Annotated in this window: 19 protein-coding genes and 1 pseudogene; 11 read left to right on the top strand and 9 right to left on the bottom strand. The window is 61.3% G+C overall.

The features are described from left to right. Positions 1–5 precede the first annotated feature (5 nt). From SIC14_RS08515 to SIC14_RS08540, 6 genes are all read left to right on the top strand, one after another. Positions 6–371: a YigZ family protein gene (locus tag SIC14_RS08515; protein WP_412565397.1), complete on the top strand. Its 366-nt coding sequence runs from the start codon at positions 6–8 to the stop codon at positions 369–371. An 83-nt stretch (positions 372–454) separates the two neighbouring features. Further along, a complete protein-coding gene (locus SIC14_RS08520; protein WP_412565398.1) occupies positions 455–733 on the top strand; it encodes a DUF6455 family protein in 279 nt (92 codons plus the stop codon). Between the two features lie 66 nt (positions 734–799). Beyond that, a complete protein-coding gene (locus SIC14_RS08525) occupies positions 800–1075 on the top strand; it encodes a DUF6455 family protein (RefSeq protein WP_412565399.1) in 276 nt (91 codons plus the stop codon). A gap of 1 nt (position 1076) precedes the next feature. Next, the gene (locus SIC14_RS08530) at positions 1077–1343 is read left to right on the top strand and encodes a DUF6455 family protein (protein WP_412565400.1); all 267 of its coding nucleotides are present in this window, start codon (positions 1077–1079) and stop codon (positions 1341–1343) included. A gap of 112 nt (positions 1344–1455) precedes the next feature. Beyond that, positions 1456–1641 carry a DUF6455 family protein gene (locus SIC14_RS08535; protein WP_412565401.1) on the top strand — a complete coding sequence of 62 codons (186 nt, stop codon included), beginning with the start codon at positions 1456–1458 and terminating at the stop codon, positions 1639–1641. Positions 1642–1822: 181 nt separating this feature from the next. Next, positions 1823–2170, top strand: a complete 348-nt coding sequence (locus tag SIC14_RS08540) for a diacylglycerol kinase (protein ID WP_412565402.1) — start codon at positions 1823–1825, stop codon at positions 2168–2170. Positions 2171–2421: 251 nt separating this feature from the next. Here SIC14_RS08540 and rimO read toward each other — a convergent pair whose 3' ends face one another. Continuing rightward, complete coding sequence (gene rimO / locus SIC14_RS08545) at positions 2422–3798, bottom strand: 30S ribosomal protein S12 methylthiotransferase RimO (RefSeq protein ID WP_412565403.1); 1377 nt, start codon at positions 3796–3798, stop codon at positions 2422–2424. Between the two features lie 149 nt (positions 3799–3947). Between rimO and SIC14_RS08550 the strand changes: the two genes are divergently transcribed. Continuing rightward, positions 3948–5879: an AsmA family protein gene (locus SIC14_RS08550; protein WP_412565404.1), complete on the top strand. Its 1932-nt coding sequence runs from the start codon at positions 3948–3950 to the stop codon at positions 5877–5879. Positions 5880–5891: 12 nt separating this feature from the next. Here the strand turns inward: SIC14_RS08550 and SIC14_RS08555 are convergent, their stop codons facing one another. The 4 genes and pseudogenes from SIC14_RS08555 to SIC14_RS08570 form a co-directional block, all read right to left on the bottom strand. Beyond that, positions 5892–6350, bottom strand: a complete 459-nt coding sequence (locus tag SIC14_RS08555; RefSeq protein ID WP_412565405.1) for a transglycosylase SLT domain-containing protein — start codon at positions 6348–6350, stop codon at positions 5892–5894. 200 nt (positions 6351–6550) lie between these two features. Next, positions 6551–7477 (bottom strand): ornithine carbamoyltransferase, encoded by a 927-nt coding sequence (gene argF, locus SIC14_RS08560; protein ID WP_412565406.1) that lies wholly within the window; start codon positions 7475–7477, stop codon positions 6551–6553. An 83-nt stretch (positions 7478–7560) separates the two neighbouring features. After that, positions 7561–8731, bottom strand: a pseudogene (locus SIC14_RS08565) (aspartate aminotransferase family protein). Positions 8732–9021: 290 nt separating this feature from the next. Continuing rightward, positions 9022–9702: a transglycosylase domain-containing protein gene (locus SIC14_RS08570; RefSeq protein WP_412565407.1), complete on the bottom strand. Its 681-nt coding sequence runs from the start codon at positions 9700–9702 to the stop codon at positions 9022–9024. Between the two features lie 88 nt (positions 9703–9790). Between SIC14_RS08570 and SIC14_RS08575 the strand changes: the two genes are divergently transcribed. Beyond that, positions 9791–10687, top strand: a complete 897-nt coding sequence (locus tag SIC14_RS08575; RefSeq protein WP_412565408.1) for a DMT family transporter — start codon at positions 9791–9793, stop codon at positions 10685–10687. 3 nt (positions 10688–10690) lie between these two features. Here SIC14_RS08575 and SIC14_RS08580 read toward each other — a convergent pair whose 3' ends face one another. After that, positions 10691–11506 carry an ABC transporter permease gene (locus SIC14_RS08580; protein ID WP_412565409.1) on the bottom strand — a complete coding sequence of 272 codons (816 nt, stop codon included), beginning with the start codon at positions 11504–11506 and terminating at the stop codon, positions 10691–10693. Positions 11507–11668: 162 nt separating this feature from the next. Between SIC14_RS08580 and SIC14_RS08585 the strand changes: the two genes are divergently transcribed. Further along, on the top strand, positions 11669–12253 hold the full coding sequence (locus tag SIC14_RS08585; protein WP_412565410.1) for a GcrA family cell cycle regulator: 585 nt from the start codon (positions 11669–11671) through the stop codon (positions 12251–12253). Between the two features lie 179 nt (positions 12254–12432). Here SIC14_RS08585 and SIC14_RS08590 read toward each other — a convergent pair whose 3' ends face one another. From SIC14_RS08590 to hrpB, 3 genes are all read right to left on the bottom strand, one after another. Continuing rightward, on the bottom strand, positions 12433–13923 hold the full coding sequence (locus SIC14_RS08590) for an inorganic phosphate transporter (protein WP_412565411.1): 1491 nt from the start codon (positions 13921–13923) through the stop codon (positions 12433–12435). Positions 13924–14009: 86 nt separating this feature from the next. Further along, positions 14010–14468, bottom strand: coding sequence for an NUDIX hydrolase (locus SIC14_RS08595; RefSeq protein ID WP_412565412.1), 459 nt, complete (start codon positions 14466–14468; stop codon positions 14010–14012). 99 nt (positions 14469–14567) lie between these two features. Continuing rightward, entirely contained in the window at positions 14568–17024 is a 2457-nt protein-coding gene (hrpB, locus tag SIC14_RS08600) for an ATP-dependent helicase HrpB (protein WP_412565413.1), read from the bottom strand. A 117-nt stretch (positions 17025–17141) separates the two neighbouring features. On the opposite strand from hrpB, the gene meaB reads away from it, so the two are divergent. Then, a complete protein-coding gene (meaB, locus tag SIC14_RS08605) occupies positions 17142–18122 on the top strand; it encodes a methylmalonyl Co-A mutase-associated GTPase MeaB (protein WP_412565414.1) in 981 nt (326 codons plus the stop codon). A 340-nt stretch (positions 18123–18462) separates the two neighbouring features. Then, entirely contained in the window at positions 18463–20382 is a 1920-nt protein-coding gene (locus SIC14_RS08610; protein WP_412565415.1) for an ABC transporter ATP-binding protein, read from the top strand. The last annotated feature ends 83 nt before the right edge of the window (positions 20383–20465 follow it).

Below are 20465 nucleotides of genomic sequence, written 5' to 3' on the forward strand. Positions count from 1 at the left end.
CCGCCATGAAGTCTGAAATCCATCAAATCGAAAATGTCGTAAGCGACCGCGGATCGCGCTACGCGGTGTCCGGCGGTGTGGTTCGAGACGCGGCAGAGGTTGCCGCGTTTCTCAAACAACTCAAACGCGCGAAGAAATATGCCAAGGCGACACATAACACCTGGGCCATGCTGCAATCCGACGGCACCCAGCGCAAAGGCGACGATGGCGAAAGTGGCGCGGGTAACGTGATTCTGCGGATGCTGGAACGGCAGGATTTACGGGATCATATTATCGTAGTTACACGGTGGTACGGCGGCAAACATCTGGGCGGGGACCGTTTTCGACATGTGCAAACCTGCGTGAATGCCTATTTTGAGGCACATCTTTGAATAAGGTTTGACCCAGATCAAATGCGCCTTTGGCGTGTATGGGTATTGTCGAGTCTCAAACACATTATTGCTGCGAGACCCCCATGCAAAGCAATCGCCCCACCGCAGAACATACTGCGTTGTTCCACCAAATGGCCGAAGCCATGGGTGTGAACCTTGAACAAGAGATCCTGGCCGGACGGCTGGATTTGGATACTCTCACCAATTCGATCCAGCGCTGCAAGGGCTGCGGCGGCCCCAAAGCCTGCGCCAAATGGTTGGAACATGCCGAAGTCGGCGCAGAACCGGACGCACCCGGCTATTGCCGCAACGCCTCGATGCTGAAAATGCAGCAGGTGCTGGCCCGATTGAAACAGGGTTGATCCTGCTCAAGGCGTGGCGTGTTCCGCCTGGTTATCCTCGCTTCACCTCAACAGGAGATCAGAGCGATGAAACCACTGGGACAGTTGAAACGTCATTTCTGGCTGGCAAAGCGGATGGCCAAAACCTCTGGTGTGGATCTGGCTGAGGCCCGCGCCGAAGGGGATCTGAGCCATAAGGACTGGGCCAGTATGGTGCAGCGGTGCCGGGCCTGTTCCGATCCCGAACGCTGCGCCCGCTGGCTGGACAATCCGGAACGTCTTGAGGGGGCTGAAACCCCGCTGGCGTTTTGTGAAAACAAAACCCGGTTTCAGGATCTGAAAACAGCCAAGGCGGAGCGCTGAGATGGGACGGATCATTCCGCTGGGCGCGCCGGAACGCCACTTCTGGCTGACCCGTTCGATGGCCCGCTCCATCGATGTCAGCCTGTCCGAGGCGATGGCCGAAGGCCAGCTCAGCCCGCAGGGCTACGCCGAACTGGTGACCCGTTGTCGCCAATGCCCCCATGTGGAAGCCTGCCAGCAATGGCTGGGCTCCGCTGATGCGGTGAATGCGGACCAGGTGCCGGATAACTGCCTGAATGCCACAATCCTGAACCGGTTGCGGCGCTGACATAAACGCCCGAAGCTGAGGACCCCCAATGAGCTTCTTTGACCGACTGGTTCGCAATGTGGACCTGATGCCCCGTGTGGCCAAACGCCTTGGGATCGACTGGACCCGCTGAATGTCCAGCGATCCCTATGCCGCCAGCACCTACCGTGACGCCCTGATGCGTTGTGCCGAATGCCCCCATGACGGGGCCTGCCGCGCCTGGCTGGACAAAACCGTCACCAGCGAAGCTGCGCCAGACTATTGCCGCAATCGCCAGATGCTGGACCGCCTGCGGCTGCGTGACGATGAGGCGGTATAGCCCGCCGCGCGGGCAAGGCGCAGCAGGGCGGACAGTGTTTGGTAGGGGTTGAGAGCCCGCCCCGCACCTCCGTAACGGCCGGAAGCAGAGGTAATACGCGCGCGTGTGAGCGTTCCGTCAGGGAAATCCCGCTTGACCGGTGAATTTCTTCGGGCCATGACAGCGGACCGGAGGAAAGACCATGGAATTCATCACCCACCTGCGCAACCGCTGCATCTGGAGCTGGCACGGCTGGCTGGACAGCTGGCGGACCGAGGCCTCTTTCCGCAGCTGGATCTGGGCCAATCTGGCCTCTGCCGCGCTGGCGTTTTACCTGCCGCTGGACAGTGGCGAACGCGCGCTGATCCTGGCGCTGGGCGTGCTGGTGCTGGCGATGGAACTGATGAATTCAGCGATAGAGCGGGTGGTGGATTATATCTCGCTCGAGCAACATGAGATGGCCAAAAAAGCCAAAGACGCTGGCTCCGCCGCGGTTGCCGTGACCGCCATCGCCGCCGGTATAGCCTGGGTGGTGGTGCTCTGGGAGTGAGTCCCAAAGCTAAATCAAAGATTTGGCAGCGCCCGACCCTCCCTACGGGATGGTTCAGGTGCCTTTGCCGCCGCTAACGCCGTCAGGTCCATTCATTAGTGAGGTCGCGCCCGAGCCCGAGGGCGGGGTGCCGTGACGCGCTACCTTTTCGGCCCTAACAACGTTTATTCGCCTCGAAACGTTGCCATTCGCGCCCGCCCTTCGGGGCGGGGTCGGGCGCGACCGGGGCGTGCGCCCCGGGGGGATTGGCGTTAGCGTTTCAGCTGACCCCAGAGGTCATATTCCCCAGCTTCATCCACTTCAACGCTGACAATGTCCCCGACGGACAAGCCTTCGGTGCCTTCGTCGATGAACAGGTTGCCGTCGATCTCGGGGGCGTCGGCTTTGGTGCGGCAGGTGGCGATGCCGTCTGCGTCGATGTCATCGACGATCACATCCATCACCTGACCCACTTTGGCGGCCAGTTTGGCTTCGGAAATGGCCTGTGCCTTTTCCATGAAGCGCTCCCAACGCTCTTGTTTGACCTCATCCGGCACATGGTCGGGCAGCGCGGCGGAGCGGGCGCCTTCGACGTTTTCGTATTGGAAGCAACCAACGCGATCCAGCTGTGCTTCGTCCATCCAGTCCAGCAGGGTCTGGAACTCTGCCTCCGTCTCGCCGGGGTAGCCCACGATGAAGGTTGAGCGCAGGGTGATTTCAGGACAGATGGACCGCCATTCGGCGATCCGGTCCAGGGTCCGCTCTGCCGCCGCAGGCCGCGCCATACGTTTCAGCACATCGGTGTGGGCGTGCTGGAAGGGGATGTCCAGATAGGGCAGCACCAGCCCCTCGGCCATCAGCGGGATCAGCTCGCGCACATGGGGGTAGGGGTAGATGTAATGCAGCCGCACCCACGCCCCAAGTGAGCCCAGATCGCGCGCCAGATCGGTGATATGGCTGCGGTAGCCGCGCTCGGTCTCATGTTTGCGGTCCAGACCATAGGCCGAGGTGTCCTGCGAGATGACCAGCAGTTCCTTGACACCGTTTTCCACCAGTTTCTCAGCCTCGCGCATCACCGCAAAGGCAGGACGCGACGCCAGTTTGCCGCGCATGTCGGGGATGATGCAGAATTTGCACCTGTGGTTACAGCCCTCGGAAATCTTCAGATAGCTATAATGGCGGGGGGTCAGGCTGACACCTGAGGCCGGCAGTAGATCGACAAAGGGATCGGGGCTGGGGGGCACCGCGCCATGCACCGCGTCCAGCACCTGTTCGTATTGATGTGGGCCGGTAACAGCCAGCACCTTGGGGTGTACGCCAGTGATATACTCGGGCTCTGCCCCCAGACAGCCGGTGACAATGACCTTGCCGTTTTCGTTCAACGCCTCGCCAATCGCCTCAAGGCTTTCGGCCTTGGCGCTGTCTAGGAAGCCACAGGTGTTCACGATCACCGCGTCCGCACCAGTGTAATCAGGTGAGATGCCATAGCCCTCGGCCCGCAGGCGGGTCAGGATCCGCTCGCTGTCCACCAGGGCCTTAGGACAGCCAAGGGACACCATACCGATGGTCGGCTGGCCGTCACGAGGTGTGTCGCTGATCTGGGCACGGGGGGCGAGGTCGGGGCGTAGCTCTGGCGGATTGCTGGTCATGGGCGGCATATAGTGGAGCGTTCTGCGCGTGGCAAAGGCTTTTCGCCGCTGAGGGTCCAGATGACAGCCTTGTTTCATTGTTCTTCCGGGGGCGCTGGCCTAGGCTTGGCCTTGAGGCAAGAGAAGACTTACGGGGAAGGGGGCCGCCAATGCGCTGGCTGTTTCGACTGATCGGGATTGTGGTGTTGCTGGCCGTTGTGCTGGTGGCGGGGCTGCTGATGCTGCCGGGGGACAAGATCGCCAAGGTGGCGCTGGACCAGATCGAGGCGCAGACCGGGCGGGCAGTGACGCTGAAGGGGGAAACCCGTCTGAGCTATTACCCCGTTCTGGGTGCCCGCACCGGTGCGCTGGAAATTGCCAATGCGGATTGGTCCCACACCGGCCCGCTGCTGACGGCCGAGGGGCTGAAGGTTGGTGTGGATCTGACGGCGCTTCTGGCGGGCGACATCAAAATCACCGGGCTCGAGCTGCTGTCGCCCGCGGTGCTGCTGGAACGGCACAGCGACGGGCGCGCCAATTGGGAGATTGGCGTTGATGGCATTGCGCCTTCCGGTCAGGCGTTCACAGGTTCGTCAAATGCGCTGGCCCTGTCGCTGGACAGAGCGCTGATTGCAGGCGGCAGTCTACGCTATCTGGATCATGGCACCGGCACAGACCTGTTGGTGGAGGATCTGGCACTGGATCTCAGCTGGCCGGTCTATCGCGGCAAAGCTGGATTTGCCCTCTCCGCGCGTCCCGCCGGAATGGAAGAGATTGCCGTTCAGGGTGAAGTTGCGGATCTGGCGGCCCTGATCGAGGGGCAGGTGACAAAAGTAACCGCCACCGCCAGCCTGCCGGAAACAGTGGCGCAATTCAGTGGCCTTGTGGGCCTGCCATCGCAGCTGCAGGCCAATGTGTCTTTCAGTACCACGAACAGTGCCGTTGCATTTGCCGCGCTGGGCATTCCTGACGTCCAGCTGCCGCAGGGCTTGGGGCAGGTGGCGCAGGTGTCCGGCAATGTCACCGTGACCGATGGCACACAGCTTAGCCTGCGCGAGGCATCGCTGCGCCTGGATCAGAACAGCTTTACCTGGGCAGCAGATCTGGATCTGTCGGGGCCGCGGCCCAACCTCACTGCCCGTTTCAGTGGCGGGGCGTTGGATTTCAGCCAGCTGGGCGGTGGTGAAACCACGGCTGGCGAAGGCTCTGTGCTGCAAGACGGCTGGTCCAAGGCCCCGATCGACGCCTCTGCCCTTGCCCTGCTGAACGAGCAGGTCTCTTTGACAGCGCCGTCGCTGAAACTGCCGGGACTCAACTTTGACCGGCTGGAACTGCGGGCCGATCTGGACCGCTCCCGTCTGGTTGTGGCGCTGAAAGAACTGTCTGGCTACGGCGGTGGCTTTGCCGGTCAGGTGGTGGCCAACAACCGCTCCGGTCTCAGCGTGGGCGGCGATGTGCGGGCCACCGGCGTCGACATGCAATCTCTGCTGGGCGATCTGATCGGTGTGACCCGCTTCACAGGGCAGGCCGATGCCCATGTCGCCTATCTGGGCGTGGGGCAATCGCTGCACCAGATCATGCATTCGCTGTCGGGCGATGGCGCCCTTAATATGGGACGCGGCACTATCGAGGGCATTGATCTGGACAGTCTGATGCGGCAAGGGCTGGTCACTGGCGGTACCACGGTGTTTGACAGCCTTACCGCCACCTTCACGATGCAAAACGGCGACCTAAACAATCCAGACCTGTTGCTGCAATTGCCTGTGGTCAACGCCACGGGCATGGGTCGGGTGGGGCTGGGCAATATGGACATCGACTACCTGTTCACCCCGCAAATCGGCTCTCTCGAAAATCAGGGGGGGCTGGCCATTCCGGTGCGGATCAAAGGCCCCTGGGCCGCCCCAAAGGTCTGGCCGGATCTGGAAAAGGCCATCGACCTGAACCTGAAAGAGGAAAAGGCCAAGGCGAAGGCCGAATTGGAAAACAAAGTCTCCAAAGAACTGGGCCTGGATCAACAGGACGGCGAAAGCCTGGAAGACGCGGCCAAACGCAAGCTGGAAGAAGAAGTGCTGAAAGGCCTCGGCAATCTGTTCAAAAACTGACGGCGGCCGCGCCTAGCTGCGCAGCCCCGTTTCATACAGCAACCCACGCCGCTTGGCCTCATAATAATAGCCGCGCGCATACCACATGACGGCTTTCTGCTCGTCCCCATCAGACACCAACCAGGCCCCGCGCAGGTATTTCACCGCGTAGGTCAGGTTGGTCTCCGCATCCAGCAAATCGCTGGGCTGGCCGCGAAACCCCATCGTGCGCGCGGTTTGCGGCAGGATCTGCATCAATCCCCAATAGGGGCCATTGCGCGCCTCAGGCCGGTAGGTGCTTTCGCGCTGCACCACCCGATGCACCAGCGACCGTGGCACCTGATAGAGATCGGCATATTTGTTGATCAGCACCCGCAGCTGAGGCGTTTCATTGGGATAAAGCGGCAGCTCATCGGCCGGCGGCGCGCTGCGGCGGCCACAGGCGGCCAGCATCAAGCCAGATAAAACAAAGAAACGGCGGGAATAACGCATCACGGAAAACCTCCAACTGGCGCCAGACTATCCAGCCCCAATGCGACTTCCCAGAAGGTAAAAGGCCTCCGGCCATTTCCTGCCGAAGGCGTTTCTTCTTGGGACAAATATCCTGGGGTGAATGGGGGCCTCTATAAGGACCCCAGAGGGGCAAAGCCCCTCCCTTTATCAGACCCACTAGCGCAGCATCACACGCGCCGCTACTTGCCCAGGCACCAGCGCATAACGGCCTTTTGTGCATGCAGGCGGTTTTCGGCCTCGTCAAAGATCACCGAATGCGGCCCGTCCATCACGGCGCTGGTGGCCTCATCATCGCGGTGCGCGGGCAGGCAATGCATGAACAGCGCATCCGGGTTGGCATGGCGCATCAGCTCTTCGTTGACCTGATAGGGCCGCAGCTGGTTGTGACGCCGTTCACGAGCGGACTGCGGATCATGCATACTGACCCAGGTGTCGGTCACCACCAGATCCGCACCGGCCACAGCGGCCACCGGATCACGCACAATCTCCACGTTGGAGCCTTTGGCGCGGGCCTCGTCAACAAAGACCATTTCCGGGTCCAGCGGTTCAGGGCCCGCAAAGGTCAGATCAAAGCCGAACTGCCCCGCCGCATGGGCGAAAGAGGCAAAGACGTTGTTGCCGTCGCCACACCAGACCACCTTCTTGCCTTTGATCGGGCCGCGATGCTCTTCGTAGGTCAGGATATCGGCCATGATCTGACAGGGGTGGGTGCGGTCGGTCAGCCCGTTGATCACCGGCACCGAGGCATATTCCGCCATGTCCAGCAGGGTCTGCTCTTCGAAGGTGCGGATCATGATCAGATCAACATAACGGCTCAGCACACGGGCGGTGTCGGCGATGGTTTCGCCGTGGCCCAGCTGCATATCCGCGCCCGACAGCACCATGGTCTGCCCGCCCATCTGGCGCACGCCAACGTCAAAGCTGACACGGGTCCGGGTCGAGGGTTTTTCGAAAATCAGCGCCACCATGTGACCGTCCAGCGGCCGGTCTGCGTCCGCAGTGCCTTTCGGCTTGCCGTTGCGCGCCTCTTTGATGGAGCGCGCCGAGTCGATCATCGCGCGCAGGTCTTCGGGGGAGGTTTTGTTGATGTCGAGAAAATGGTTCATGTCATCTGCTTTCGTGAGGGGGGAGGGGCGCTGCCCCGTCGCGCGTTGCGCGACTCCCCGGGATATTTCATTCCAAGAAGAACTTAGCCGAGGCTTTTGGCGGCGGCGTCGAGGCGGGCGATGGCGGTGTCTACCTCTTCCTCCGAGAGGGTTAGGGGCGGCAGCAGCCGGATCACATTGTCGGCGGCGGGGACCGTGATGAGCTCTTGCGCGTAGCCCGCATTGACCAGATCCAGATTGGTTGCCTTGCATTTCAAGCCCAGCATCAGGCCGGTGCCGCGCACCTCTTCGAAGACTTCGGGGTTGTCGGCCACCAGCCCTTCCAGCTTTTGCCGCAACAGGCCTGCCTTGGCGCGCACACCGTCGAGGAAAGTGGGCTCGGCGACAATCTCGATCACCTTGCTGCCGACGGCGCAGGCCAGCGGGTTGCCGCCATAGGTCGAGCCGTGGGTGCCCGCGGTCATGCCGCTGGCAGCCTCTTCGCTGGCCAGTACGGCGCCCAGTGGAAAGCCGCCGCCGATGCCTTTGGCCACCATCATGATGTCGGGGGCGATGCCCGCCCATTCATGGGCAAACAGCTTGCCGGTCCGCCCAACGCCACATTGCACCTCATCAAGGATCAGCAGCAGGTTGTTGTCATCGGCAATCTGACGCAGGGCCTTCAGGTCGGCGTCCGCCAGTGGGCGAATGCCACCTTCGCCCTGCACAGGCTCCACCAGGATGGCGGCGGTTTGATCGGTGATGGCTGCCTTCACAGCTTCCAGATCGCCCCAGGGCAGGGATTTGAACCCGCCCAGGATGGGGCCGAAGCCTTTGGTCATTTTCTCGGATCCGGCGGCCGCAATGCCGGCGGAGGAACGGCCATGGAAGGAGCCTTCAAAGGTCAGGATCTCAACCTTCTCGGGCTGATCTTTTTCAAACCAGTATTTCCGCGCCATCTTCACCGCCAGCTCACAGCTTTCGGTGCCGGAGTTGGTGAAGAATACGGTGTCAGCAAAGCTGTGTTCGACCAGCTGGTCGGCCAGCGTCTGCTGCTGCGGAATGTTGTAGAGGTTGGAGACATGCCAGAGGGTCTCGGCCTGCGTGCTCAGCACCTCAACCAAGGCCGGATGGGCGTGGCCAAGGGCGTTCCACCGCGATGCCTGCGCCCAGATCCAGGAAACGTCGGCCATCCGCCTCGATCAGCCAGGAGCCTTCACCTTTGACAAAGGTCAGAGGGGCACGGGAATAGGTCGGCAAGACGGAAGCGATCATGATTGGATCATCCTTGTTTCTTGGGAAGCCCCGAAGATGCATTACAGGGCAGGGGTGTCAATAACTCGGGTGGGAGTGCTGCGATAACAGCGGTTCAAACAGGGGATGTGCGGGGGAATTCCGGTAGAATTACGGTGCACATCAACAAACGGACGTCAGGCGCTACGGCGTCGGCGTCGGCTGGTCAGGATATGGCGTCGTTTGAACATGGCGCTTGCATACGCAGCGAATTTCAAAATGCAAAGGTTTTTTTGTCCAACTTGGCAAAATGCGCGGAATTGGCGCGGGTTTTACAAATCGGTGCCTGAAACTGTGTCTTTTGTCACATCATCGGGGATCGGGCAGTTGGAGAGGGGCTCTGCAATCATCAAGGGCGTGTTCAGCGCGGGTCGATGGTCCTGCGGCGACAGGAGACCTTGGTCATGAAGATGGGTGAGAATCGCGTCGCGTTGCCGCTTGGCGTTTTGCGGGTGCGCCACCGGGTCATTGCGATGCGGTGCCTGCGCAATTGCGGCCAGCAGCGCCGTCTGCGCGATGGTCAGCTGCTCTGGCGGTTGGCGAAAGTAGGCCCGGGCGGCCTGCGCCACACCTCTGCAGCCACGGCCGAAATAGAGTTTCTCCAGGTAGAGTTTCACCACCTCTTCCCGGCTCAGCGTGTCGGCAAGATGGCCAGAGAGGCCAAGCTGTTGCGCTTTGGTCAGGCCGCAGGGGGTGATCCATTGGGCGGCGCGTTTGGACAGTTCGGTATAACGCAGGCCAAATTGATCGAATTCGGGATCAACAGCGTTGACAAAGACCTCTGCGATCTGCGTGGGCAGCGCCGGTTGCGGGGCGATGTTTTGGTTATAAGCGGCGCGAATCTCCGAACCTGTTGGCAGATCCGCACCAAATTCATTGTCGAGGTTCAGGCCAACACAAGCGGCAACAGGCTGGGCCGAAAGGAGGATAAGGCAGGCGAGAAGAATGCGCATAAAGATACAACCTATTGCTGGGCTGCCCCAACTGTGACCGAAGTGATTTGCCCTTGCAATAGCGCCGAGAGATCGACAGCAAGGGAAGATGACACAAACGCCTCCCAATCCCCGACTTGCCGTTGTTCTGATGCTTTCGGCGACCGCCTTCATTGCGGGCACTACGCTGATGGCCAAGGCGCTGGGCACGGCAGCGCTAGGGGACCCTTTGCATCCTTTACAGATCAGCCACGGGCGGTTTGTCTTTGCCTTTGTGTTCTACGCGGTGGCCTCTGCGGTGGTGCGGCTGAAGCTCACGCAGCCCGCGTGGCGGTTGCACTTTGGCCGGACATTGTTTGGCTGGGGTGGGGTCAGCTGCATGTTTGCAGCGGCGGCGTTTATCCCGCTCAGTGACGCCACTGCGATCAGTTTTCTTAACCCCGTCTTTGCCATGATGCTGGCCATCCCCTTTCTGGGCGAACGGGTTGGGCCCGTGCGCTGGAGCGCGGCTGCGGTGGCCTTTGTTGGCGCCTTGATCCTGCTGCGCCCCACGCCCGAAAGCTTTCAGCCAGCGGCGCTGCTGGCGCTTGGGGCGGCCGTGTTGATGGGGATGGAGGTGATCTTCATCAAGAAACTTTCGGGACGTGAGAAACCGTTCCAGGTTCTGCTTATCAACAACGGCATCGGGGTGTGCATTGCCTCTGCTGCGGTGATGGCGGTCTGGCAGATGCCCAATGCGGCCCAGGTAGCGGTGCTGGCCAGCCTCGGCGTCTGTATGGCGCTGGCTCAGGCCTGTTTTATCAACGCCGTGGCGCGCGCCGAGGCCAGCTTTGTGGTGCCGTTTTCCTATGCCACGCTGGTCTTTGCCACCTTTTATGACTGGGCGGTATTTGCGCAGGTGCCGGACCTTGTGTCCTATCTTGGCGCGGGCATCATTATCAGCGGCGCAGCGCTGTTGGCCTGGCGCGAGGCAGGGCTTGCCAAGCGCCAGAAGGCCAGAGCGTAGGCGTCAGCTTTTCAGCCGGTAGCCACTGCGGAACAGCGCCCAGGCAAGGGTTGAGACCGCAAGCGTCACCAGCGCTGAGATCGTCAGCGCCAGCATCGGCGCACTGTCGGAAACACCCAAGACGCCAAACCGTACCCCGTCGATCAGATAGAAGATCGGGTTAAAGCGGGTCATCTCGGCGATCATCGGCGGCAGCGCCTGCACCGAATAGAAGGTGCCCGACAGAAAGGCCAAGGGCGTCACGATGAAGTTGGTGATGGCGGCCATCTGGTCAAACTTGTTGGAGTAGATCCCGGCAACCATGCCCACAGCCCCCAGAAACGCCGCGCCCAGCACCACAAAGGCCAGCGCCAGCAGCGGGTGTGCGGGCGTGATGCCCAGAAACAGCGCAAGACCCGCGGACAGCAGCAGGGCCACAATCACCCCACGCGCCACGGCGCCTGCCAGATAGCCCAGCACCAGCTCCAGCGGTGACAGCGGCGGCATCAGCGTGTCGACGATATTGCCCTGCACCTTGGAGATCACGATCGAGGACGACGTGTTGGCAAAGGCGTTCTGGATCACCGTCATCATCAAAATGCCAGGCGCAATGAAATGGGTGAAAGGCACGCCCATCACGTCGCCGCGGGTTTTGCCAATCGCGACAGTAAAAATCATCAGAAACAGCGCCGCGGTGGTCAGCGGTGCCAGCAGGGTCTGGGTCCAGACCACAAGGAAGCGCATGATCTCGCGCTGGCTCAGCGTTTTGAGCCCCAGCCAGTTCATCCGGCCAAAACGGCGGTCGCCCATTTCCTTGCCCATCTCGTGATTCATCTGCATCAGAGGGTCCCTTTGTGCTGCACCTGTGCTATTGCCGCACCTCTTGAGGCGTGACTGATTCGACGCCTTGTAACTCAGGCCTTGTTGGATAGAATAGGGGCTGATCAAGAATTTCAGGGCGGCTCGATTCCTCGGGGCCGCTTTTTAGCGAAGGAAACCGGCATGTCCTGGACCGACGAACGCGTCGAACTTCTCAAAAAAATGTGGGGCGAAGGGCAATCGGCCAGCCAGATCGCCAAAGAGCTGGGCGGCGTGACCCGTAATGCCGTGATCGGCAAGGTACACCGTCTGGGCCTGTCGAACCGCTCGACCGGTGGGGGCGCCTCTGATGCCTCCAAGACCGAGGCCAAGGCCAAAGCTGCGCCCAAGAAGGAAGCGGCCCCCAAGCCCAAGCCAAAAGAGGCTGCGGCCCCCGCGCCGGAACCGGCCCCCGTACCCGCGCCACGCCCGGCTATGAGCGCGGCACGTAAGGCGATCATTCCTGCCGGCCAGCCGCTGCCACCGCAGCCCTCGGCCAATGAAATCAGCCCCGAAGCCCTGGCAAAGGTGAATGAGGTCGAAAAGAAGTCCAAGAAACTGGGCCTTCTGGAACTGACCGAACGCACCTGCAAATGGCCGGTCGGGGATCCGGCAACCGAAGACTTCTGGTTCTGCGGTCTGCCGGTGCAGTCGGGCAAACCCTATTGCGAAGCGCATGTTGGCGTGGCGTTCCAGCCGATGTCCTCGCGCCGTGACCGCCGCCGCTAATCGCGCGGTTCATGTGAATTGTGAAGACGCCTCACCCTAGCGGGTGGGGCGTTTTTCTTTGGTGCCGGTTTTGATTGAGTATTTTCAGATCATTGAAAGAGCGCCGCGACTCTTGGGGGCTGCGCAAAAGAAAAGGCGACCCGCGAGGGCCGCCTTTTGCGTTTCGATATGATCGGGGCTTAGCCTGCGACGGCGTTCAGCAGCGAGAAGATCGTCGCCGAAAGCACAGCCGCAGCCGGCACCGTAATGACCCAGGCGGCTACAATCGTCATAAAATGCGAGCGGCGCACCAGTTTGCGGCGGCGGCGCTCCTCTGCGGTGACCGGTTTGATCGCCTTGGCCGAAAGGTTCTTGCGGCGGCGGCGGTCCATATGCCATTCGCGGTAAAACCCAACGCCGAAGATGCCACCCACAGCAATATGGGTCGAACTGACAGGCAGGCCCAGCCAGCTGGCCACAATCACTGTGATTGCCGCCGACAGTGCCACACAGTAGGCGCGCATCGGGTTCAGCTTGGTGATCTGGCTGCCAACCATCCGGATCAGCTTGGGGCCGAAGAGGAACAGACCAAACGAAATGCCGAAGGCGCCAATGACCATGACCCAGGTCGGGATCGACACTTTGGTGGCGGCGTCGCCAAACTCGGTCGCGTGGACAATCGCGGCCAGCGGACCCACCGCGTTGGCTACGTCGTTGGCCCCATGTGCAAACGACAGCATTGCGGCCGAGAACACCAAAGGCATTGCAAAGAGCACCTTCAGAGACTTGTTGCGGTTTTCCAGCCCTTCGGACTGTTTGGCGATCATCGGTTTGGAGACAAAATAGGTGATGGCGCCAAAGGCGACGCCGATCAACAGGGCGGTGGTGATGTCGATCTTGATGATCTTCTTCAAGCCCTTGAGCGACAGGTAAGCCGCAAAGGCAGCCGCCATGATCGCGATCAGCAACGGCACCCAGCGACGGGCGGCGGCGATCTTGTCTTCTTGATACATGATCCGGGCCTTGATGAAGGCCAGGAACAGTGCGGCGATGACGCCGCCCAGAACCGGAGAGATGACCCAGCTGGCAGCGATCTTGCCCATTGTTGGCCAGTTCACCGCAGCCATACCGGCGGCAGCGATCCCAGCGCCCATTACGCCGCCCACAACCGAGTGGGTAGTCGAAACCGGGGCGCCGACCCAGGTGGCCAGGTTCACCCAGAGCGCAGAGGAGACCAGCGCCGCCATCATTGCCCAGATAAAGACGTTCTGGTCCGCGATGCCTGCGGGATCAATGATGCCTTTGGAGATGGTCGAAACAACATCGCCGCCCGCCAGCAATGCGCCAGCACTTTCGAAAATGGCGGCGATCAGGATCGCGCCACCCATTGTCAGGGCGTTGGCACCCACGGCGGGGCCCATGTTGTTGGCCACATCGTTGGCACCGATGTTGATCGCCATATAGGCGCCAAAAATCGCGGCCGCGACCACGATCATCGTGCCAGAACTGCCACCAAAGAAGATGGCGGCGCCAAGACCGGCGAGGATAATGAAAATCAGTGCAATGCCTGGTGCCACAAACGGGCGCGAGACATAGGCGGATGCGTGTTCAAACTGGGTGATCCGCCCGAGATCTTTGTCGAGCGTGCGCCAGTTTTTGCCTTCAGGTGTATTGGGAGAGTTATTGGCCATGACAGCCCCCTTGGTGACGTTGTCGAGGGGGTAGATCCCGAGCGTTCACGACGCAAGGGATTCGTCATAAAATCTTTGAAAAACTGTTACAGAGACAGCAGCAGGTCTTTCAGCGCCATTTCATCCACCTTCTGGGCGGCCTCTTTGGGAGGGAACCATTTCCGTTTGCGTTCAGTGGCTTCGGGAAATTTCCGGGCCAGTTTGTCTACTTTGACCATATAGACCTGCGCCTCCATCGGGGTGACGATGCCGCCGGGGCCGTTTTTCGCGTAACGATAGCTGCCGATTGGCATGGGCGACGTTTTGGTTGCGCGCACGCCTGCCTCTTCCCAGGCTTCCTGGGTTGCGGCTTCGGCATCTGACTTGCCGGTCATCGGCCAGCCCTTGGGGATAATCCAGCGTCCGGTGCCGCGTGAGGTGATCAGCAAGACCTCTTTGTCCTTGCCTTTGCCGCGCACGCAGAGCGCCGCCACCTGCACCAGCGGGGGGCGATATAGAAGCGGTTGGATGTACTCGTTCCAGGCTTTACGCACGGTCTTCTGCATGAACTAGGGCTGCTCGTCGTTTCTTATGCCTTCTTTATATAGAAATTGTGACGATTGGCAAAAGTGTGCCGCGCGCACATCATTTTGTTGCACAGCTGTTCAAGTTCCGCGACGCTTGGCCCTGAGGGTTGGGTCGGCCTCGGTTGGATCTTCCGGCCAAGGGTGGCGCGGGTAACGCCCGCGCATGTCTTTGCGCACATCTGCATAGGAACTGGCCCAGAAACCGGGGATGTCCGTTGTGGTCTGCACCGGACGCTGCGCTGGTGACAAAAGCGTGACCCGCAACGGTGTACGGCCGACCATCGGGTGGGTTGTCTGGCCGAACATTTCCTGCAGGCGCAGGCTGATCTCTGGCATTTCGCCGGAATAATCAATCGGGATCTGCCGTCCCAGCGGTGTAGTGAAATGCGCGGGTGCGGCCTTATCGAGTGCCTGCATCTGGTTCCAGTCCAACATGGCCCGCAGCGCATTGAGGATGTCGAACTTCTTCCACTGGTCGGCGTTTTTCACCCCGCCCAGATGGGGCAACAGCCAGTCCTCGATCCCGTCCATCAGAGCGCCTTCGGACAGGTCTGGCAGGTCCGGCAGCGCATCCCGCACCAGCATCACCCGGGCGATAAACCGTTTCGCGGCGTCCGAAGGGCGCAGCCCCAGATCGCGCACCCCGTCCAGCATCGCCTCGGCCACGGCATCGCTTGAGGCGTCTTTCCAGATGCGGTCATCCAGCGCCACGGTGCCGAACCGCTCTTGCCGCCGGGCAATCACCCGACGTTCGCGTTTTGACCATGCGCAGCTGTCGACCCAGCTGATCTGGTCGGCATAAAGGCTGCGCACCTCAGCCTCGGAGATCTGGATCGCCTGCCGGATCTTGGCTTCCCGCGGGTTGCCGTCCAGATCGGTGGCCACGATCAAACGGCAGCCGGCCAATGGGTCGTGATCCTCCATCACCGCACCTTTGCCCCCCGATAGGACAAAACGGGCGGCATCCCCTTTGCGGCGCAAGCCAATGCGGTCGGGGTAGGCCACTGCGGCCAGTTCTGCGTCGGAATAGCCGCCATCTGATTTGCCAGCCTGACGGGCCAGCCGCTTGGCCTCTTGTTTGATCCGTTCGACCGCGCCGCGATTGGCGGCATGGGGATGGCGATCACTGTAGTTGCGGAAATCACGCACCGCTGCCATGCGCAGCGCCAGATCCGCCGGTGCGGACCGCGCCAAGGGATCGCGATCGGCCAGAAGGGCCGCCAGAGGCGCGGCCTCAGGGCCTGCAACGGTTAGCATATGGGCCAGTCGCGGATGCAGCGGTAGGGCGGCAATGCGGCGGCCGTGTTCAGTGATCCGGCCCGCCGCATCCAACGCGCCCAGCATCCGCAACAGCGCCTGCGCCTCGGCATAAGTGCCCGCATTGGGCGGCGTCAGGAAGGCCAGGTCACCAGGCCCCGCCCCCCAAAGCGCCAGTTCCATCGCGAGCCCCGAAAGGTCTGCGGTGTCAATCTCAGCCGGTGGGAAGGGTTGCAGCCCGCCTTCTTCCCCCTTGGTCCACAGCCGGTAACAGGTGCCCTCGGCCACACGGCCTGCGCGCCCGGCACGCTGGGTCGCCTCGGCCTTGGTCACCTTTTCCGTCACCAGGCGCGACATGCCTGATCCGGGATCAAATCGGGCGCGACGCGCGCGGCCCGCATCCACCACGACCCGCACATCCTGAATGGTCAGCGAGGTTTCCGCGATGGAGGTCGCCAGCACCACCTTGCGGCCCTGTTTCGAAGGCTCAATCGCGGCGCGTTGCTTGGCAAACTCCATGGCGCCAAACAACATATGCAGTGAACAGTCCGACGGCAGCCGATCCTTAAGCAGTGCCTCGGTGCGGCGGATCTCGCCTTCGCCGGGCAGGAAAACCAACACTCCGCCATCGCGGTCAGCAACCGCATGGGTGACCAACTTGGCGACCTCTTCCGGCAGGCGATGTTTTGGCGGCAAGGGCCGGTCGAGCCATTTCAGATCCACCGGATAGGCCCGCCCTTCGGAGGTTATCACCGGCACGTCGCCCATGATCCCCGCCACCGGTTCTGCGTCCAAAGTGGCTGACATTGCCAACAGGATCAGGTCATCGCGCAGCGCCTCGGCAATCTCCAGACACAGAGCCAGGCCCAGATCGGCGGTGAGGGAGCGTTCGTGAAACTCGTCAAAGATCACCGCGCCGATGCCCGTGAGTTCAGGGTCAGACTGGATCATCCGGGTCAGGATGCCCTCGGTCACCACTTCAATCCGGGTGGCGGCTGAGCGTTTGCTTTCACCACGAATGCGGTAACCCACGGTCTGGCCTAGCGGTTCGCCCAAGGTCTGCGCCATGCGTTCTGCCGCGGCGCGTGCCGCCAGGCGGCGCGGTTCCAGCATCAGGATGCGGCCTTCGGTCAGCCCCGCCTCAAGCATGGCCAGCGGCACCACAGTGGTTTTCCCCGCGCCGGGCGGCGCCTGCAACACCGCACGCCCTCGCGCCTTCAGCGCAGAGATCAGATCGGGCAGGGCGTCGTGGATCGGCAGTTGGGTCAATTGGGACATGCCCTGCTTATCCGTCATGGCGGGCGCGGGGTAAAGCCGCAGGCGGGCTCCAGCACTGGACAGCGACGTCCCGCCTTGGCAGAAACGCGGCAAGGAAGCGGCGCAGCAGGGGGCGGTATGGATATTCAGGGCTTGAGCGACAAGGTTGTGGCACAGGACCGTCGGGCCTTGGCTCGCGCCATCACCCTGGTGGAAAGCAGCCGCGAAGATCACCGTGCGCAAGCCGCCGCGTTGGTTGAGGAAATTCGCCGCAAAGCCCCGTATCAGGCGGTGCGCATTGGCCTGTCGGGCACGCCGGGGGTGGGGAAATCCACCTTTATCGAAAGCTTTGGCACCTTACTGACCGAACAGGGTTTGCGGGTGGCGGTGCTGGCGGTGGATCCCAGTTCGGCGCGTTCTGGCGGCTCGATCCTTGGTGACAAAACCCGGATGGAGCGGCTCAGCCGCAATCCCAACGCCTTTATCCGGCCTTCGCCCAGCCAGACCCACCTTGGTGGTGTGGCGCGGCGCACCCGCGAGGCGGTAGCGCTTTGTGAAGGGGCTGGGTTTGACGTCATCCTGATTGAGACCGTGGGCGTGGGCCAGTCGGAAACCGTTGTGGCGGAAATGTCGGACCTGTTCATCCTGCTGCTGGCCCCCGCGGGCGGTGATGAGTTGCAGGGGGTGAAACGCGGTATCATGGAAATGGCCGATATCATCCTTGTAAACAAGGCCGATGGCGATCTGAAAGCCACGGCAACCCGCACCTGCGCTGACTATTCCGGTGCCCTGCGCCTGTTGCGCAAACGGCCGCAGGACCCAGACGGGTTCCCCAAGGCGATGACCGTTTCGGCGCTGGAGGAGGATGGGCTGACCAAAGCCTGGGAGGAAATGTGTGCCCTGACCGATTGGCGACGGGAGAACGGGCATTTCGAAGGCCGTCGCGCTGCGCAATCGCGGTTCTGGTTTGAAGAAGAGGTGAAGCAAGTATTGCTGGCGCAGTTGCAATCCCCCACTGCCCGCGCCGCGATGGATCAGCTGGGCATGGATGTCGCCAATGGGGCCGCCAGCCCCACGGCAGCAGCGCAGCGGATGTTGCAGAACCTGTCCAAACGCTGAGACGCCACATCTGTTGTTTGCAAGGGGACAAGAAGACAACTTCAGTCTGAATGTCACCCCGCCTTTTCTTGTTGTGCGACCAAAAAACTGCGTGACAGAGGCCAAGGGTTGCGCTAGCAATTCCCCACCAACTGACGGAGGCATATAGATGTATCAAGGAATCCCACACACCTTTTCCTAAGGTAGCCGGTTCCTTTGTGTCGGCTACCGAAAGCCGCCGCACCGTATCTTCGCATACATCTTTGCCCGTTTTTTCTGACAATCAGTCCCGTCACGCAGCCCCTTAAAACCTGTTTTGGTCCCTGGACTCTGTGACGTTTTAGCCCCCGTAGGTCCCGTCATGTTCCGACTTTTCGAAAACCTTGTTGATCCTTTTGCCTCTTTCGATGAGGCCACACCGCCCAAGACGCTTTGGGCTTATTTGAAAACGCAGTTTGGTCCGTTCCAGAAATGGATGGTTGCGATGGCAATCACCGGTGTCCTTGTGGCGCTGGTCGAGACCGGGCTGATCTTTTACTCGGGCCGGTTGATCGACCTGCTGGGCGGCAATACGCCTGACCAGCTGTTTGAAAATCACGGCTCCGAGCTGATCCTTGCTGGCCTGTTCATCCTGATGATCCGGCCCCTGTTCATTGCCATTAACCACCTGTTTCTGGAACAGCTCCTTGCGGGCAATATGCAGGAACAGGTGCGCTGGCGGGCGCATAAACATCTGCTGGGGCAGTCCACCAGCTTCTTCCAGAATGATTTTGCCGGGCGGCTATCGAACCGGGTGATGCAGATGGGCGGCGCGGTGGAGGATGCCACCTATATGGCTTTTGAGGGCATCTGGTATTCGCTGACCTATGTGGTGTCGGCGGCGCTGATCCTGTCGGGGGTGCATCCGTTGCTGGCGGTGCCGCTGCTGGTCTGGGTGGTGATCTATGTGATCTACGTCCGCTATATCGCCGTGCGGGTTGCCCATGCGTCTGAGAAGTGGTCGGGCGCGCGCTCGATGGTGACGGCGCGGGTGGTGGACGCCTATTCCAACATTGAAACCATCAAGCTGTTTGCCGATGAAGGCGCCGAAGAACGTTATGTTCTGTCGGCCATGCGCCGTCTGCGGTTGCGATTCCAGCGTTTCCTGCGGTTGATGACCGAGCTGAGCTTTGGCCTGAATGTGATCAACGGGGTGCTGATCCTCAGCATGATGAGCCCTGCCGTCTGGCTTTGGTCCAACGGGGTGATCTCGGTGGGTGAGGTTGCGGCAGCTTCGGCGCTGACCATTCGTCTAAATGGCATGTCCGGTTGGATCATGTGGGTGACGGTGCGCCTGTTCGAACATGCGGGTGTGATCCGCGAAGGTTTGGAAAGTGTGGCGGTGCCGCATGATGTGACCGACGTGGAGGCGGCGCCGACGCTGGCCGTCGACAGGGCCGGGATCGAGTTCCGTGATGTCAGCCACCACTATGGCAAAGGTCGTGGCGGATTGGATCACGTCAGCCTGTCGATTGCACCGGGGCAGAAGGTTGGTCTGGTTGGCCGGTCGGGGGCGGGGAAATCCTCGCTGGTGAACTTGCTGTTGCGGTTCCGTGATGCCGAGAAAGGGCAGATCCTGATCGACGGTCAGGACATCCGCACGGTCAAACAGACCTCACTGCGGCAACAGATCGGAATGGTCAGCCAGGACAATTCCCTGCTGCACCGTTCGATCCGCGCCAACATCCTTTATGGCCGTCAGAACGCCACCGAGGCCGAGATGATGGCCGCCGCTGCACGGGCCGAAGCGCATGCGTTCATTCAGACGCTGGAAGATCCCAAAGGCCGGATGGGCTACAACGCCCATGTCGGTGAACGGGGGGTGAAACTTTCGGGCGGGCAGCGTCAGCGGGTGGCGATTGCACGGGTGATCCTGAAAGACGCCCCCATTCTGGTGCTGGACGAGGCCACCTCGGCGCTGGACAGCGAGGTCGAGGCCGCCATTCAGGATACGCTCTTTGGGTTGATGGAGGGCAAGACGGTGATCGCCATTGCCCACCGCCTGTCCACCATCGCACAGATGGACCGCATTGTGGTGATGGATGAGGGCCGTGTGATCGAGGATGGCAGCCATGATGAGTTGTTGGCGCTTGGCGGGGTCTATGCAGGCCTCTGGGCGCGGCAGTCAGGTGGTTTCATTGGCGGGCTGGACGCAGGTGAAACCGGAGATGGCGGCGAAAGCGGGAAGGAATCAGGCAAGGCGTCGGATCTGGCCCTTGACCTCCCTACTGATTCCGCCTAATGACGCCGAACGGAATTCTGGGCACCGCTACTAGCGGTTCCCTTTTATGTTGAAGGGGTCTTCTAGCGCCCCGCGAAGAGACG

Origin of the sequence: Thalassobius sp. MITS945101, assembly GCF_047123305.1 — a bacterium.
Lineage (GTDB): Bacteria > Pseudomonadota > Alphaproteobacteria > Rhodobacterales > Rhodobacteraceae > Thalassobius.